The 17,560-nt window shown below is 40.3% G+C and carries 11 protein-coding genes; 4 read left to right on the top strand and 7 right to left on the bottom strand.

Annotated features, from left to right (window positions below):
* Positions 1–8: 8 nt before the first annotated feature.
* The 5 genes from FZF08_RS24195 to FZF08_RS24215 form a co-directional block, all read right to left on the bottom strand.
* Positions 9–1,649, bottom strand: coding sequence for a SusD/RagB family nutrient-binding outer membrane lipoprotein (locus FZF08_RS24195; RefSeq protein ID WP_159474814.1), 1,641 nt, complete (start codon positions 1,647–1,649; stop codon positions 9–11).
* Positions 1,650–1,671: 22 nt separating this feature from the next.
* On the bottom strand, positions 1,672–5,046 hold the full coding sequence (locus tag FZF08_RS24200; protein WP_159474817.1) for a SusC/RagA family TonB-linked outer membrane protein: 3,375 nt from the start codon (positions 5,044–5,046) through the stop codon (positions 1,672–1,674).
* Between the two features lie 643 nt (positions 5,047–5,689).
* The gene (locus FZF08_RS24205) at positions 5,690–7,348 is read right to left on the bottom strand and encodes a SusD/RagB family nutrient-binding outer membrane lipoprotein (protein WP_159474721.1); all 1,659 of its coding nucleotides are present in this window, start codon (positions 7,346–7,348) and stop codon (positions 5,690–5,692) included.
* 24 nt (positions 7,349–7,372) lie between these two features.
* Positions 7,373–10,750 carry a SusC/RagA family TonB-linked outer membrane protein gene (locus FZF08_RS24210; protein WP_159474725.1) on the bottom strand — a complete coding sequence of 1,126 codons (3,378 nt, stop codon included), beginning with the start codon at positions 10,748–10,750 and terminating at the stop codon, positions 7,373–7,375.
* A gap of 97 nt (positions 10,751–10,847) precedes the next feature.
* A complete protein-coding gene (locus tag FZF08_RS24215; RefSeq protein ID WP_159474728.1) occupies positions 10,848–11,054 on the bottom strand; it encodes a hypothetical protein in 207 nt (68 codons plus the stop codon).
* Between the two features lie 242 nt (positions 11,055–11,296).
* Between FZF08_RS24215 and FZF08_RS24220 the strand changes: the two genes are divergently transcribed.
* From FZF08_RS24220 to FZF08_RS24235, 4 genes are all read left to right on the top strand, one after another.
* Positions 11,297–12,721 (top strand): POTRA domain-containing protein, encoded by a 1,425-nt coding sequence (locus tag FZF08_RS24220; protein WP_159474731.1) that lies wholly within the window; start codon positions 11,297–11,299, stop codon positions 12,719–12,721.
* Positions 12,722–12,905: 184 nt separating this feature from the next.
* Positions 12,906–13,499, top strand: a complete 594-nt coding sequence (locus tag FZF08_RS24225; protein WP_159474734.1) for a hypothetical protein — start codon at positions 12,906–12,908, stop codon at positions 13,497–13,499.
* A gap of 6 nt (positions 13,500–13,505) precedes the next feature.
* Positions 13,506–14,213, top strand: coding sequence for a peptidylprolyl isomerase (locus tag FZF08_RS24230; RefSeq protein WP_159474737.1), 708 nt, complete (start codon positions 13,506–13,508; stop codon positions 14,211–14,213).
* Positions 14,214–14,588: 375 nt separating this feature from the next.
* Positions 14,589–15,530, top strand: coding sequence for an NAD(P)-dependent oxidoreductase (locus FZF08_RS24235; RefSeq protein ID WP_159474740.1), 942 nt, complete (start codon positions 14,589–14,591; stop codon positions 15,528–15,530).
* Positions 15,531–15,607: 77 nt separating this feature from the next.
* On the opposite strand, the gene FZF08_RS24240 is transcribed toward FZF08_RS24235, so the two are convergent.
* Positions 15,608–16,684, bottom strand: a complete 1,077-nt coding sequence (locus FZF08_RS24240) for an isoaspartyl peptidase/L-asparaginase family protein (RefSeq protein WP_159474743.1) — start codon at positions 16,682–16,684, stop codon at positions 15,608–15,610.
* Between the two features lie 143 nt (positions 16,685–16,827).
* Positions 16,828–17,502: a hypothetical protein gene (locus FZF08_RS24245; protein WP_159474746.1), complete on the bottom strand. Its 675-nt coding sequence runs from the start codon at positions 17,500–17,502 to the stop codon at positions 16,828–16,830.
* Positions 17,503–17,560 lie beyond the last annotated feature (58 nt).

Consider the following 17,560-nt stretch of genomic DNA (forward strand, 5'->3'; position numbering starts at 1 on the left):
ATATATTTCTACCACGGTTTGCCCGCCCCCTGAATTACCCACGGCTTAGACCATGCACTATTTTTGCCATCAGCCGCCGAATAGGTAGTTGATTCCAGCTTATTGATCGCATCGTCGGCGTTTGCTTTGTTCAGGTTTCTTTCATCAAGCATATAGTAAAACCTGACCGGAAGTACCGCTCTTTTTCCCTGAGGACCGGTTTTAAGTACAGGATAACCTGTTCTTTTATAATCAAACCAGGCTTCACTTGCAGCAGTCCAGCTTGCAATCCATTTTTGCTCAATGATCTGTTTCTGTGTTTTGTTATAAGCAACAGATGGCTGAGCCACATAAGCAGCATAAGAACTGGCCAGTCCCCAGGCTGTAAATGAAGCCTGAATGGCCGCTTTGTAATGTGTTTCGGCATCACCTGCCGCCCAACCTTTTTGTGCAGCCTCGGCAAGAATAAAATGAACTTCCGCAGCCGACATTAATCTTGCTTTTAACAAATCACCTTTTGGAGCTTTGTACATGGTATTAAGCCAGGAAACGTGCGGATTGTCAGCGCCTTGTGCCGCCGTGGGGCTCATGTTATAACTTGCTCCTGACAAAAGTGAAACAGGCAAACCAACATAATTCTGGTTGGTATCAATAGGAATTCCATCAACTTTATCAGGTGATAAATAACGTTTTCCGTTTTTGATTACATCTGTTGCCTTAGGAAGTGTCGGGTCAACTACCAACGGAATCTGTACTTTATTTGCCCAGACACCCAAACGCGGATCGTTTACTCCAAGCATTGCTTTCACCAAAGTATTACACATTTTTATTCTTCTGTAATTACTTTCGCTGGCGTCATCTCTTGTATTGGCAGGCCAGGAGTCCGCACTGCTATTTCCGGCAAATGGCATCGTTGCATCGTCTGCTGCAACATTCATGATCGGATACTGCGTTGCGTTACCAACAATTTTCTCAATTCCGGCTTTGGCAACTTCCGGCTTTTTATCAGAAATACGCATGTAATATCTCAACGCCAAAGAATTGGCAAGTTTCCTCCATTTGGTTGGATCACCTGCATAATATACATCCGGTGTTACGATCGTGCTGTTATACTCCGCTTTGGATTTGGACAAAAGCGTATTTGCTTTGTCAAGATCGGCCAGCATTCCTGTGTAAATATCTTCCTGACTATCGAAGGCCGGAAATATATTTTCTGAGCCACCGACCGATGCTTTCAAAGCATGAGAATAAGGAGCATTTCCCCAAAGATCTGTGATCAAGCCAAAAACCATCGATTTCATCACCAGTGCTACGCCTTGCTGCAACGGGAAATTTAGTTCAACAGCACGGTCGTAGACATACTGGTTATTGGTAAGGATTGCATACCAGCCACTCCATGAATTGGTTTGTCCCCACTCGTAATCGTTGTGATCACCGCTCCATCCGTCTTTTTGCGTATGCTGCATCACACCACCAATGATCTGGTCATAATTTAAGCTTACAAACTGCTTTCCGGTTTCCGTAAGCACCGTAGAAAGTACAAGATTCGGATTAGCCGTAGTTGGGTCCACGCCGTTTGGGTTCTTGTTCACTTCCGTAAGATCTTTACAGGAAGAGGCAAGAAATACTGACATCATCAGTACGATTGATTTTATATAGGTAGTTTTCATCATGAATCAATTTGAACCGTTTCTAAAAAGTTAAACCAAGCTTAAATCCAACAGGAATGACCCAGGGCGTAACATTATATCTTTCAATTCCCTGCTTAAACTGGCTTCCTGAACCTTGCGTACCGGATTCAACCTGAAAAGCTGTTTCAGGATCGATGTTAATTTTCGCTTTTGTCCAAAGAATAATATTTCTGCTGTAAACCGAAAAATTGGTACTTTGCATACCGATCTTTTTCGCAAAATTCACAGGCAAATCATAGCCGAATGATATTTCTCTAAGCTTGACAAAAGAAGCATCATATGTAAAAGGACGGGTGAATGACCAGGTGGTGGCACCCGCTAATGGCAGATACTGCGTTCCGGTCCCTCCAAGGTTTTCCTTGTAACCTGTCGGATTTCCAGCTGCATCGTAACCTGTTGCAATAACACCAGGAATGAAAACACCGCCGTGAGGAAGAGGAATACCGCTATAATTAACCGGGAAACTTCCATAATCCGGCGTTGGACCTCCTACAAGCGGAAATACGTTTCCGTTAATTTTGATCTGTTTTTCCTGATTTTCTACGAGATGATCCCTTAAAGCATCACCAGAAAGACCGTTTGGATTGATCAGCTTGTCATAAAAAAGTTGTGAATGGCCGTCTTCTTCACCATAACGATAGGTTTGTGAAACAAAACTTCCGCCATTGCGCCAGTCAAACGTCATATTTAAACTGAATCCCTTATACGCAAGTGAAACCTGGCCGCCAAGTGTGAATTTAGGATTGAAATTACCAATCTTATTTTTTGTATTAATGGCATCAACAGACTGCCATTTACCGGTTTTATCCAGAATCGGATAACCGTAATAAGGCGAGGCTTTGTCCGTTACCGTTACAACCTGCGCATCGTAAATATCTCCAACCTGCTCTCCAACATACGTCCAGGCACCACCTTTTGCGTCAGACCATAAGGTAAAGTAAGGAAGGTCATCCGATAATCTTTTGATCGTGGTGCGGTTTCTGCTAAGGTTAGCATTGACATCAAGTCTCCATCCGTTTTTATTAAGCGGCGTTCCACCTAATGTCAATTCAATACCTTTACTTTCCAAAAGTCCGGCGTTAATACTTTTTGTTGTGTAACCGGATGACGGAGGCAGTTTTGTGCTCAGAATCTGGTTTTTGTTTTCGGCCATATAATATGTTGCACCGAAACGCAGGCGGTTCTGGAACATGTTCAGGTCTGCTCCTACTTCATACGATGTAGAAATTTCCGGTTTCAGGTTCAGGTTAAACAGATTATTCGAAACAGTAAGTCTCGGAACGCCATTCCATGTTCCCGCATTTCCCAGCGTACTTAACAAAGAATAAGGATTTGCATCATTACCAACCTGCGCTACACCACCTCTGATTTTCAGCATATTGATCTTGTCCGTCATCGGAATCATTTCATTGATCAAAAGACTTAAAGATGCCGACGGATAAAAATAAGATCTGTTGGCGGCCGGCAAAGTACTTGTCCAGTCATTTCTGGCTGTAACATCAAGATATACCATTTCCTTGTAACTCAAATTGGCAAGTGCATAAGCACTGTAAACCGATCTTTTATAAGAACTGCTGTTGTAGGTAAGGTTTGCCGGTAAAATATTCTGAATGGTAAAAACACCAGGAACGATCAGACCTGTACCATTGGTAGAAGAATTGGCCACAGTAGAGCCATTTTGATTTCTATCATTTGCTCCCGCAGATACAGAGAATGAGAAACTTTTCAGTGTTTTATGGTAAGTAGCAAGAAAATCTGTGTTACTTTCAAACGTTGCGATATTGGTCAAACCGTACGCACCATTTGGCTCAGAGGTATAGCTGTTGGCAATTTGAGTTTGTCTTTTTTCCTGATACGTATCAAGAGAATAACGTCCAAAAATGCTTAATTCCGGTGTAATCTGCCATTCTGCTTTTATATTTCCAAAAACGCGGTCTCTTACAAAACTGTTTTTCACCTCGTTGGCAAGGAAGTAGGGATTATTGAAAACACCTTTGTATTGAGAGCGCTGCTGCAAACCTTCTTGTCCTGGAAGCCAGTAATCTTTCAAATCACGGATATCCGTATGCGGAGAAACTCCGTAGGCCCATTGAAGCGGATTTGTTCCTCTGTTCCCGGCAGGGCGACTATTCGAATTATTACGACTAAAATCCAGATTGCTGCTCACTCTCACTTTCTGGTTCACCTTCACCGAGGTGTTCAGACTTAACGAGTTTCTGAATAAATCTGAATTTGGAATGATACCACGGTTTGTCATATTGGCGTAGGACAAACGATAGGTAACCATATCCGTACTGTTGGAAATAGATACACCGTTTGTAGTTGTAATACCAGTTTGCACAAAATTCTTTACGTTATCCTTGTGCGAAACCAGCGGCATCGCAATCGGTTTTCCGTCTGCGCCGATCGGACTGTTCCATTGCACTTCTTCATAACCTTTGTCAAGTGCTGCGCCATAGGTTGCCGTGATACTTTCATCCACAAGCTTTTTAAACGGATTACTATATGGGTTGTTAGTAATGGAGGTCGGAATGGCTGAAAACTGGCCCGAGCCAAGCCCTGTCTGCCATTTCAAATACTTATACGGTTTGTCAAAAACAGTATTTGAAGAAACGGTAACCGTCATTTTTTTCACTTTCGAACCGCTTTTTGTTGTGATCAAAACTACCCCGTTCCCAGCTCTTGAACCGTATAATGCCGCTGCACTTGGACCTTTCAGAATGGAAACGTTTTCAATATCATCCGGGTTAATGCTTGAAAGTGCATTACCATAATCCACTTTATTGTCCGTTCCTATCTCGGTGACATTATTCAGTGAATTCGCGATGGGAACACCGTCTACTACAAATAGTGGCTGATTATCATTGCTCAAAGATTTTGCACCGCGGATGACCATACTTACCGAAGAACCCGTAGCACCGGTTGAACTGATGGCAACACCAGCCACTTTTCCGGCCATGGCGTTTAGTACGTTTTCCTGCGAAACACGGTTAAATTCCTTACCGTCCACTTTTCCTACGGAATATCCCAAAGATTTATCTTCGCGTTTGATACCCAAAGCCGTTACCGTCACTTCATTCAGGTTTTCTGTGTTGGCAATCAGCGAAACATCCACAACGCTGCGGTTATTTACCTGAACTTCCTGTAACAGATAACCAACAAAAGAGAAAACCAGAACTGGATTATCGCCTGTCACGTCAATTGAATATTGTCCGGCTGAGTTTGTGCTGGTCCCTCTCTGGGTGCCCTTCACCACAACATTTACACCCGGAATACTTGCACCATCCTGTCCGGAAACTTTCCCGGTGATCGTTCTGTCGGCTTTTTTTTCCGGATATCCATTCCGACTTCCCGCAAAAATTCCCGCCGTAGCCATCTGGCTAAACGGGAGACTCAGCGCTATAAGTATCAGCAGAGGTTTGAAAACCCGCAGATAAAAATTGATAAAATTTGATCTCATAATTCTTCGATGGTTTAATTAAATAGCATGATGTAAGGGTAAAATTTTGATTGGGTTATTTCATAAAATGTCAAAAGGCTTTTTCCATAGACTAATGTTTAGATTATTAAAATTGTATTTTGATAAAACATGAAGCGAAATCTTCTGGCTAAAACTGCCAGCCTTTTATTCAAATAATCAGAAATGAGCCATTCGGATTATCCAATTTTTATATGTTAAGAATTTGTTATGTATGCATACTAATTTGAAAGAAATAATGATCCAATCACGAATTATAAGCCCGTCAGAAATTAGCACGAAGAAACATTTGTAATACTTTGAAACGTTGGGGATGGACTATTACCAAAAAACTTAAAAATCAAAAATTGAGTTAACGGTAAAAAAGACCAAAAAAATCCGGAAATGGTTGAAATAAAAGTTCAGCACATTTCCGGATCAGCATTCTTATTTTTACTACATCATTATCAAAATCAGCATCTTGCCAAACAATTCCTGACAATCAAATGACCATTTCCTGACAAACCCTGACAACAAATGTCCTTTGCCAAGTCTGCTGCAATTATTGCAACAGCCAGATTTTAGAGAACTGATCGTCTGTGGCAGGTGACAAAGTCGAAACACCAAGATCGTAAGCATCTCTGTTCTGCCCGAGTTCATTACCCGGATAACGGTAACGAAGTGGGAATGTATAACCGCCAAGTCTTCCGTTACTGAAAATATTCGGTAATTTAGTCCGGCGAAGATCAAGGTAAGCTTCCGCCGAAACCGTGAACAGACTGATCCATTTTTGATCTGCAATTTTCGCAAGCTGTCCGGCTTTATCCGTCGGCAGAGCAATATTCGACTGAGCCAGATATTTGGTAACAGAAGCCTGAGGCACTCCCCAGCGAAGCAATGAATTTGTAATTCCTTTGCGGTAATAAGTATCAGCACTTCCGGTAATTAAACCTTTTGCAGCCGCCTCAGCCAACAAAAACTGAACCTCATCACTATTCATAATCTGCGCTTTAAGCAAAGGATGTGCATTCTGTCTGAACAATGTAGAAAACTTGGAAACTTTAAAATTGCCCACAACACCACCGGCAGCCGTATTATAATGTCCGTTTCCATTTTTCCAGTCAGCCTGCATACCTGCGATAAAACCAACATAAACTTTGTTGGAATCAATCAGAATATCTTTTGTAGCGTATTCAGCAATTTCCTGCTTTTTTCTGTCAATAAATTCCCAGGTTGAAGAATAGGTATAACCATTTGGATCTGTTGTGGCAAAAGTAACACCGTCCAGACTTTTATCGCTTGTCCACGGCCTTTCCACCGGAGCAAACCAGATAGCCGCACGCGGATCATTTAAATCAGCCAGCTTGTCAACCAATGTTTTACAGGGTCTTCTTTTGTTAAATTCATCAACAGAACCCCAGTTAACGGTACCGCCCGTCCAGGCATTGCCGGGAATATTACCAGCATCACCTACCGTTCCAATGTAGCCAATTGAGGCGTTTTCAGTAGCTTCAGATAAAACATTTCCGGAAATTGCAGCTATTTTTGCCCCGGCATCCGTCAGTTTATTAGATGCGCGCATCAGTAATCTAAGCTTAACGGAATTGGCAAATTTTTGCCACTTCACTTTGTCCCCCGCAAACATCAGATCATAGGGAGTCGATATTTCTTCGGTTCCACCAGAAATCAATGCAGAAGCATCGTCAAGTTCAGCAAGTAATCCGTTGTATATATCCTGCTCCTTATCGTATTTTGGATATAAAATTCCCTCTCTCGCCTTAAGTGCCTCTGAGTAATAAACGTCACCATAAAAATCTGTCATAAAAGAAAAAAGCATCACCCGAAAAACCTTGAAAATCCCCTGATGGGTTTTGGAACCCCGGGTTTGTGCAAGGGTGATTGATCCGTCGATCATTTTAAGGATTTCCATGGCATCGTACATATCCGTAGTAGCCAGCCTGAAACCATCATAGAAATTATCACCGCTTTGGTAATTGCTTTCCATATGCTGTACTGCCGCAGGAAGTTTTCTGGTATCAAAACCCATCTTTTGATAAAAAAGAGACGTTTTTTTGATAATAGAGGCCAGCAGATAAGGGTCATTGACAGACTCAATTGCATCTTTTTGCTGTAAGGTATCCGCAGTTCGTAACTCATCCTCACTACAGGAAGTAAATCCTATCAATGTGGTAACCAAAAATACTTTTAATATAGATTTCATAATGCTTTGAATAAACGTTATTAATTAAAAATCAACTGACACCTTGAATCCGTAAGAGCGGATACTCGGCAAAGTTGCTCTTAAAATTCCCTGACTTGTACCAACTCCTGAAAATGCAGATTCAGGATCTTCGTGACGGCCCGACTGGTTCCACTGGAAAAGGTTTCTTCCGTAAACGGATAACATCAGGTTGTTAAGGAAATACTTTTTAGTAATTGTACCCGGTACAGAATACGCAAAAGATAATTCTCTCAACTTAAAGTTTGTAGCGTTGTATGTTCTTGTCGATGCAAAATCCCAGATAATATCACCATAACCGTTGTATGGGAAATCATAGAAAGTATTGTTTTTATCCGCACCGTTTACGATATAATCAGCATCTGTTACTCCATCCGCTCCTGAATGGTCAGGATTTACAAATACACCTTTTACGTAAACCGCATCCTGAACAGCAGTCGAACGCTTCGAATCGTTGTTGTCGTTGATCGCTGCAAAAGAACTTGATCCAACTGCTGGCCAGGGAAGTCCGCCATGTGCTGCATCACGGCCACCCATCCAGTAAGGATTATTTGGACCAGAGCTCAGGGTAGATTCCGCTCTTCCGTTCGATTCAAGATATTGCTGATTTACAGAAACATACTTTCCGCCTTTTCTCAAACTTCCTACGATACCCAGACTGAATTGTTTGTATTTCAAGGTAGTATTGATACCAAGAATAAAGTCCGGATTGAAGTTACCAAGTCTTCCGCGATCTCTTTCATCAGATGACAACTGGACCTTTCCCTGATCAGAATCCAGAAGCATCATTCCTTTGTATTGTCCTTCTTTTACGCGCAGAATTGGATTTTGCTCGTAGATGCTTCCAATTTCTTCACCTTTGGCAATCTTCACCATTGTTTTGCCGTCGTAGTTTGTAAATACATATCCGTTTGGCGCAAACTGGTCAGATAACTTCGTGATCTTCGCTTTGTAATGTGTAAAACTTGTAGAAATATCCCAGGAGAAATCCTTTGTTTTGATTGGAGTTAAATTCAGTCCAAATTCAAATCCTTTATTTGTTACATCACCAATGTTGGTTAACAAACCGGTATAACCCGTTCCAGGTACCAATGAGATATTACCAATCTGATCTTTTTGTGTTTTGATAAAATACGTTCCGTCAAATTTCACACGACCTTTGAACAACCACAAATCAAGACCGGCTTCTTTTGTAATTGAATGCTGTGCTTTAATGTTAGGATCAACGAGTGAACTTGTAAGACTTACCGTATTTGCCGATCCCCATGGGCTTGCGTCATAGGTATACGTATCAACAGATCTTTGTTTTACCAAACCATTACCCACATCAGCAATGTTGATACGCGGTTTTACCAAAGTAAATACTTCCGGAAAATGGATAGATTCAGAAGCAACCCAGCTCAAAGATGCCGACGGATAGAAGTAATGAATTTTTTCTTCTGGCAAAATTCCTTTCCAGTCGTTACGTCCAGTTACGTCCAGGAAGAATTTATCGTCCCAGCCTACTGTTGCCATTGCATATAAACTCTGGGATTTCGTAGTTCTGAAAGGCCAGTTGCTACCTGCGGCCGTGGTCAATGTTCCGGCTTTTATGTTTGATACTGCAAACAATCCAGGAGAATTCAAATCACCGCCGGTTATTTCAGAACTGTTTGAATTATTGAAACGATAGTTTCCACCGACAGAGCCATTTATAGAAAGTCGGCCAACATTCTTATTATAGGTAAGGATTACATCCGAGTTTGCTTCAATACTGCTATTATTACCTGTAACATATCCTCCAAAAGCATCCCCTTTTGCTCCCCACGATTGTCTCATTTCATATCCTTCCTTCACATTTTCCATCCCGGTTCTTGCCAAAAGAGAGAAATTGTCTGAAAGCTGCCAGTTAAACTGGATTTTACCAAAGAAGTTATCACGCGTAAAGCGGTGAAGTTTTTCATAAGTCGTAAACCAAGGATTATCATTGGCAACGTCAACACCGTTATCCTTCATAATCGAACCGTTTTGCTTAACACCTTCAAAACCTGTCAGCCAGTAATCCTTCATATCGGATAATGGCTGCAAATTCGTAGGCAAGTTGAAAAGCAAATTGTTCAACACACTATTCGAACCGGTCGTATTTTGCTTGTTCGGAGAATACGTGTGGATGTAGCTTGAACTAACCGATACAGTCATCTTTTTAGATAGCTTGTAATCCGTATTCAATGTAAAGGACTTCTGCTCTGTTTTTGTATTTGGCATAACCCCGATATTGGTCATATTTGAAATACCTAAACGGAACGCACCTTTGTCAGAATTTCCGGTAATCGCTACACTATTATTAATCGTATGCCCAGTTTGAAGATATGCTTTTACCCTGTTCTCTTTTGACGAAGTCATTGGTCCATTTGCCCATTTCTTATTTTTGACATCCCAATAGTCCGCTGAGAAAGATCCGTCCAGTTTCGGCCCCCAGGTATCCGTGTTATCATATTGCCATTCATTAGCTCTTTCTCCCTGACCAAATTCAGTTTGTTCCTGAATAAACTGGTACGCTTTTTCCTGTGAAAAAGAAGTAGAATAAGAAACTCCGAGACCTTTTTTACCGCCTCTTCCAGATTTTGTTGTGATCATCACAACACCATTTCCACCTTCTGCTCCATACAATGCACCTGCGCTGCCACCTTTCAAAATTGTTACCGATGCAATGTCATTCGGGTTCAATTGGGATAGAATGTTACCAAAATCGACACCATCTTTGTTTGTCGTAGATTGTGACCCTACCTGGATACCATCAATAACATATAATGGTTGTGAGTTCAATGAAACGTTCGTTCCTCCTTGGCTGGTGGTTGGCATTGTACTTGTTCCGCGAATATTGACAAGAACTGACGAAGTAGGATCACTGCTCAAATTGGTAAAATTCACACCGCTGACCTTACCGTCCAGCGACTTCATCAAACTCGGGTTCGATGCTTTTACAAGATCTTCGCTTTTAACTTCGGCGACTGAATAAGCAAGTGATTTTTTCTCACGGCTGATTCCAAGGGCGGTTACAACCACTTCTTTTAAATTTTCAGCACTTGGTGTTATTGTAAAATCAATTACGCTGCGGCCATTAACGGGAACATCTTCCTGGTTGTATCCAACAAAAGAAAAAACCAGAACAGGATTAGTACCAGTTACTTCAATAGAATACGTACCGTTTGCAGTGGTTGTTGTTCCTGTCTGTGTGCCTTTCAGGATAATATTTACTCCTGGCATTATTGTGCCATCGTCCTTGGACGTCACCTTACCTGTAACTACATTTTGTGCGCTGGCCAACGAAATACCGACTCCGGCCATAAGGACCAGGAGAAATAATCGTCTGAGCACACGCTGAGAAATAGAGTTTGAATTCATAACTTTTAGAATAATTATTGGACAAAGACAAGCAAAAAGGGTTAATAAAGTTTTTTAATAAGCATTGATTGTTTTACTGATTGTTTCATTACACCTTTTACGGGTTAGTTTTCTCCTGATCTTTAACCAGCTGGTTTCCTGCGTTTTCTTTCAGTAACCGGTCAAAATAAATTTCAAGAGCATCGGAATACTTTTGCTGTTCGTCTTCATTTTTTAAACCTTCCAGCAGTTCACCCAGTTCTTCCCCTGAAATCTTGTTAGCGATCAGTTTGTTGATCAAATTTTCAGCCCGGGAATGTGTCATTTTTATTAGCTGGTTAGTTGTTGTATGATACTCTAAGCCTGAAAAAAAAGACTATTCATATAACTTGTTTTTTTAAAAGTTAACTTTCCGTTAACAGTGGAAATAGACCGTATTTCTTACCGGCAATTCAGTTTATTTACCCTTTTATCAACATTCCAACCGATTTAAGCGTAATTTTGAGAAAGCAATTAATACGGTTATTATCAAAAAAACGTTTCAAACTGAAACATGGGCAGCGAAGAATGAAGGAAACAATACGCAATCAAAATTTTTACTTTTTATTTTTTTTCCTTCTTTTTGCCGGACCAGCCCACACCCAGGTATTACCGGCAAATGAAACGCCAGATGTAATCATTGGAAATATTACTGTTGAAGGAAATCACCGCACGATGGACCGAATTATTTTGCGGGAAATGGCAATTAAATCCGGAGATACCATTCGTCAGGACAAACTTGCGGAAACGCTGGAAATAGACCGTCGCAAGGTTATCAATACCAATCTTTTTGTAGTAGCAGAATTACTCCTGAAACCGAATGAAGATTCCGTTAGAACTGATATTAGGATCGTAGTAAAAGAACGCTGGTATTTTATAGCCACGCCGGTTTTCCAGCTCGCCGACAGAAATTTCAATGAATGGTGGTACGACCGTAACCGGGATTTCAGCAGGACGATTTATGGAATTTATATGAGTTATGGAAATGTTACCGGCCGTGCAGATAAGCTTCGGTTGGTTGCTGAGTTTGGTTTTATTCCAAAATTTGAAGTTTCATATTCCCTACCTTATCTGGATAAAGCGCAAAAAACAGGAATCACGGTCGGAGCGTCTTATTCAATTAATAAAACAATGGCTTTTCGTACCTGGCGGGATAAACTGGATTATTACAATAGTGAAGACATCAATAAAAAACGGTTTTATACCTTCCTTACATTAACCCGCAGAAACAAATATTATACTTTCCACTCGCTGGATCTGCGTTGGAGTGGTACGTCTGTCACTGATACCATCGCAGCCTTAAATCCCAATTATTTCCTGAAAGGAAGAACGCGCCAAACCTATTTCCAGCTTACGTATTCATATAGTTACGATAAACGGGACAATTATCAATATGCCTTGCGTGGCCGGGTTGGGGGAATCCAGTTTTCCAAAATCGGACTTTTACCATCTGATGAAATCAACCAGGCTTACATTTATGGATCCTTTAAACAATATTTTCATTTGGGCGGCAAATGGTTTGCAAATTCAGGAGTTCGCGGACGTTTTTCCATTCCTAAAAAACAACCTTATCTGCAAACAGTCGGGCTTGGCTACCGCAATGATCTGGTGCGAGGTTATGAACTATATGTAGTTGACGGACAAGATTATGCACTGATAAAAAATGAGTTGAAGTATAAATTATTTTCAACTCAGAAACATTTTCCCTGGGTTCCAATCCGCCAGTTCAATACCCTTCCGTTGGCCGTTTATATCAATTCATTTGCGGATGCAGGTTATGTCAAAAATTATTATCCGCAGTTTAGTAATACCTCACTGGGAAACAAAGGCATTTATGGTGGCGGCGTGGGGGTGGACGTTGTTACCTTCTATAATATTGTAGCACGTTTTAACCAAACCTTCAATGCAAAAGGAGATCGCCGATTCTTTTTCAGCATTGGCAGAGAATTTTAGTACAAAACCAGAAAACATTCCCCAATCCTTATAGTGCTAAGAAAGGCACACTTCTTTATCTTCCCCGATAAGAATTCTATTTTTTCAGATACTACCAAAATATATTTAGCGGATAATTAAAACCACATTAAAAAAACAAATTGATAATAGTTAGATTTGTGGCATATATTTCTTTAAGCAAAAAATGAAACACTTTACACTACTTAGAAACCTTTTGGCAGTTGTGCTCCTGGCAGTTATATTACAAAATTGCAAAACAAAAACCAGTCAGGAGAAGGATGCCGAAGTAATTGATTCAGCTGCCATAACTCCACCAGCCCATGAAGAATTGAATAGCGACCAGTCTGCACTGCTGGAAAAAGTCATTGGCGATTCCCCCGCCGGAACATTTCGTGGCATTGTTTTTGGAGATCCTTTGTCGAAAGTAAAAGCGACTGAAAATTTTGAAATGTTTGAAGACGTAGCCGACCACGTCGGATATACTTTTGAAACGGAAAAACTTGAAACAATTGATGTTCAATATTTCCTGACCGCTGATAAAAAAGTTAACAAAATTACCGTTGATGTTTATTTAAACAGTCCGGACGCTACAAAACAATTGTGGAATGCAGGAAAAAGCTATTTCACAGAAACGTATCAAGCTCCGAAAGAAAGTGGTAAAACTGTGACCTGGAACAAAAACTCTGTCCACGTGAGCATGGAAGATGTATCAGAAGGAAAGGACTATGGACTGAAATTTCAGTTTACGCCGGATAAAAATGTACTTGCTGCTAAATAATAAAAAATGAAAATTAACCGACTGATTTTGCTGACAGTTTTCTGCCTGTCGGCCTATAATACCTTTGCTCAAAAAAAATCTAAAAAAGATTATCTCGTAACCATTACGACTGATTTTGGTAAGATGCGTGTTATTTTATTTGATGAAACACCGAAACATAAAGAGAATTTCATCAAACTTTCCAAAGACAAATTTTATAATGATTTGCTTTTTCACCGCATTATTAAGGATTTTATGATCCAGGGTGGCGATCCTAATTCTCGTAATGCAAAACCGGATGCTGTTTTGGGGAAAGGTGATAATGGATACAAAGTACCGGCAGAAATAAGTCCTAAACTTTTTCACCGCAAAGGTGCTCTGGCCGCTGCAAGAGATAATAACCCGAAAAAAGAATCAAGCGGTTGTCAGTTTTATATTGTTGAAGGCAAAAAATGGAATAAATCTGATCTTGACAAACAAGCGGCACGCGCGGCAAGAAAACTGACGGATTCACAAAGGAAGGTTTATGAAACGGAAGGCGGAACGCCGCATCTGGACGGAGCTTATACTGTTTTCGGACAAGTTATTGACGGAATTGATATTGTTGATAAAATCAGTATTCAACCAAAAGATGATCGCGACCGGCCTGATAAGGATATCAAAATGAAGGTATCTGTGAAGAAAATGAGAAAGAAAAAGATTACAAAAAAATATGGCTATGTATTTGAAGGCTGAAAAGTTACAAAATCAAATGCACTGTTTTTAAGATTAATTACGAGGTCGCCGAAGTTCTGTTAAAAGATCTTCGGCGACTTTTTTTGTGACAAATCTGTGCCTTTCCGTCAAAAGCTGGTATTATCAAATATCACTTCATCATGAAAAACAGATTTATTTTTACCATATTCTTTCAGCACTCGTGGTAAAAGGTGGAATCTCAAAATACTTTAAGGATAGCAATGTTAAAAATAATATCGCACGGCTTACTTTGGGGATTAAAATTTAAGGTTCAACTAAATTTTGAGATAAAGCTGCTTTCCTATCCGGTTGGCAGCTTTATCTTTTATCAATTTATGTTCTATATTGCTCCAAACAAGCACTTATAATCAAGATATGACGGTTACCGCACAAGATATTTCAACTTCGACACCTACAAAAAAACGTTTTCTGATCACCGGCTCAAACGGACTTCTGGGACAGAAACTGGTTGAATTATTGATTAAAGATTCTGCAATTGAAACCATTGCTACGGCAAGAGCAGAAAACCGTTTGCCTTTCCATGATGGCTATATTTATCACACCATGGACATTACAGATCCGGCGCAAGTTGAAGCAGTTATTGCGTTGGTAAAACCAGACATAATCATTCATACAGCGGCTATGACCAATGTGGATCAGTGTGAAGCTGAAAAAGACGCTTGCTGGAAACAGAATGTAAATGCAGTGGAATATCTGGTTTCATCTTGTAAAAGACATGATGTTTTCCTGGTTCACGTATCTACCGACTTCATTTTTGACGGAACTGCCGGACCTTATAAAGAAGATGCAGAACCAAATCCTGTAAGCTTTTATGGATGGAGCAAATATGCTGCTGAAAAAGCGGTGATCCATTCTGATATAAAATGGGCAATAGCACGGACCGTTTTGGTTTATGGCATAGCGCACGATATGAGTCGCAGCAACATTGTGCTTTGGGTAAAAAAATCGTTGGAAGACGGAAAAAATATAAAAGTGGTAACCGACCAGTTCCGTACACCAACGCTGGCGGAAGATCTTGCTCAGGGTTGTTTTCTAATTGCAGACCAGGAAGCTGAGGGGATTTTCAATATTTCCGGAAAAGAACTTTATACTCCGTATGAAATGGCGATCATTGCAGCCGATTATTTCAAACTGGATAAATCACTAATTTCTCAGACGGATAGTTCAGGATTTTCGCAACCTGCACGTCGTCCTCCAAGAACAGGTTTTGACCTGACTAAATCAGAATCAGTTTTAGGTTATAAACCGCATAGTTTTGTGGATGGAATTGCTTTGCTGGCGAGCCAGATTGAGTAGTGGAAATCCTGGTATTTTTCATTTATTCGCGTTGAAAACGCTAAACAATTGTTCGCCCTGCGCAGGGCGAACAATCATTACTTCTTCACTTCGTCTTTGTAGATCATCACTTCACTTTTGCCGTCGGCTTTTATGTAACCACGGTACATTCCTTCGCTGTTGAAAGGCATGGCAAAATTTCCGTTTCTGTCAAGCGCAATCACTCCCCCTTCTCCGCCACGCTCCACAAGTTTTTTCATAACCACCTCATCTGCCGCGTCTTTCACTGCTAAACCTTTGTATTCCATCAAAGCAGAAATATCATAAGCCACGACAGACCGGATAAAAAATTCTCCATGACCGGTAGCGGAAACTGCACAGGTATTGTTATTTGCATAAGTTCCTGCACCGATAATTGGTGCATCACCGATACGTCCATATCTTTTGTTGGTCATTCCTCCCGTCGATGTTCCGGCTGTTAGATTTCCAAATTTGTCCAAAGCTACGCATCCAACAGTGCCGTACTTTTTGCCTTCTGTAAAAATCAGATCTTCATCTTTTAAAAAACCTGTTTTCGGCTTTTCCCGGATTTCCTTTTTTGTGCTTTCGGTATGATCCAGTTCAATTTTCTCCTCTTCTTTTGCTTTTAACAAAGCGTTGTAACGCGCTTCGGTGTAAAAGTAGGAAGGATCAACAATTTCCAGACCTTGCTCTTTGGCAAATAAATCTGCGCCTTTACCCGCCATTAATACGTGAGGAGATTTTTCCATAACAGCAATCGCTCCACGAATTGGATTTTTAATTGTGGTAACGCCCGCAATTGCGCCTGCCTTCAAAGTTTTGCCATCCATAATCGCTGCATCCATTTCATTTTTGCCTTCATTGGTAAAAACAGCTCCTTTCCCCGCATTGAAAAGTGGCGAATCCTCCATCACCATGATTGCGGTTGCAACAGCATTTTCACTGGTTCCGCCTTGTTTCAAAACGGCATATCCTTTTTGCAAAGCTATATTCAAGACTTCACGATAAGCTTTTTCCTTCTCAGGCGTCATATTAGCCCGGGTAATTGTGCCAGCTCCACCATGAATGACGAGGGTAATTTTTTCAGAAAAATCCTGCGCGAACGTTGTTTGAAAAAGGAAAAGAGAAAGGAAGATTGAAGAAATGAATTTCATAGAAGTGAATTGGTTTGGATTGTAACTTTCTCAAATTTAGTTTTTTCACGCTAAGCAAAAAAGTAAAAGGGCAAAGATCGCAAAGATTAAACTTAGCGACCTTTGCCCTTTTACTTCCTTACTCTGCGTGAAATTTAAACGTATCAGCTGTTCCTAATATCAAGCGAGTGCATTTGCTTTTTTTGTCTGGCTCGATACCAGGTAAGCCATAAGCCTGCTAACCCTGTAATTGAAGTATAAAAGGAAACGGTAAACAACTTTTCTTTTGAAAAAGAATTTATCAAAATGATTGAAATAATAACTGTCAGGATAATCAGTAATGGCAACATCCACTTTGTCTCAAAAGCAGATGCAATTCTTGTTACGTTCGACAAGTTATTTTTATTACTCAAATGAATTTTTTGTTCAAGAGCCTTGCAAAAAATTTTCATTTGTGAAAGGTCACTAAATCCACTACTTGCTGTAAGCTCAATCTTCTTTCTATTTAAGATTTGTAATCGAAGAGTTATCCCATTATAATCTTCAATCTGGTAGGATTTCAAATTCTCAAAATCAATTTGTTCCGTATAGTCTCCAAAATCGAAAGAAACCGATGTGTCATCAACACAGGCTTCGACCTGTTTCGTCAATTTCCTTTTGTTCAATATAAAAACAAGAATGGGAGCTCCAATGGCAATAAATATAAGGAAACCTTCACCAGCCATTGGTGACAAAATCGAAAGACACAGAATTGCTGCTACCGGTATCAGTAAAACAATCACGACCAGGACGGTAAGAAATTTCAGGTCCGTTTGTTCAAAGTAATATTTCTCCATCATCACATTTAGTCTGATTTAAAAATGTTGACAATGATAAAAATATTATTTGAATAATTAT

This window comes from Dyadobacter sp. 3J3 (assembly GCF_009801115.1).
Classification (GTDB): domain Bacteria; phylum Bacteroidota; class Bacteroidia; order Cytophagales; family Spirosomataceae; genus Dyadobacter.

Bases quoted from the DNA above. Each gene is read 5' to 3' on its own strand.
- FZF08_RS24245 (WP_159474746.1), bottom strand. From the start codon at position 17,502: ATGATGGAGAAATATTACTTTGAACAAACGGACCTGAAATTTCTTACC.
- FZF08_RS24225 (WP_159474734.1), top strand. From the start codon at position 12,906: ATGAAACACTTTACACTACTTAGAAACCTTTTGGCAGTTGTGCTCCTG.
- FZF08_RS24230 (WP_159474737.1), top strand. From the start codon at position 13,506: ATGAAAATTAACCGACTGATTTTGCTGACAGTTTTCTGCCTGTCGGCC.
- FZF08_RS24200 (WP_159474817.1), bottom strand. From the start codon at position 5,046: ATGGCTACGGCGGGAATTTTTGCGGGAAGTCGGAATGGATATCCGGAA.
- FZF08_RS24210 (WP_159474725.1), bottom strand. From the start codon at position 10,750: ATGAATTCAAACTCTATTTCTCAGCGTGTGCTCAGACGATTATTTCTC.
- FZF08_RS24240 (WP_159474743.1), bottom strand. From the start codon at position 16,684: ATGAAATTCATTTCTTCAATCTTCCTTTCTCTTTTCCTTTTTCAAACA.
- FZF08_RS24195 (WP_159474814.1), bottom strand. From the start codon at position 1,649: ATGAAAACTACCTATATAAAATCAATCGTACTGATGATGTCAGTATTT.
- FZF08_RS24215 (WP_159474728.1), bottom strand. From the start codon at position 11,054: ATGACACATTCCCGGGCTGAAAATTTGATCAACAAACTGATCGCTAAC.
- FZF08_RS24205 (WP_159474721.1), bottom strand. From the start codon at position 7,348: ATGAAATCTATATTAAAAGTATTTTTGGTTACCACATTGATAGGATTT.
- FZF08_RS24220 (WP_159474731.1), top strand. From the start codon at position 11,297: ATGAAGGAAACAATACGCAATCAAAATTTTTACTTTTTATTTTTTTTC.
- FZF08_RS24235 (WP_159474740.1), top strand. From the start codon at position 14,589: ATGACGGTTACCGCACAAGATATTTCAACTTCGACACCTACAAAAAAA.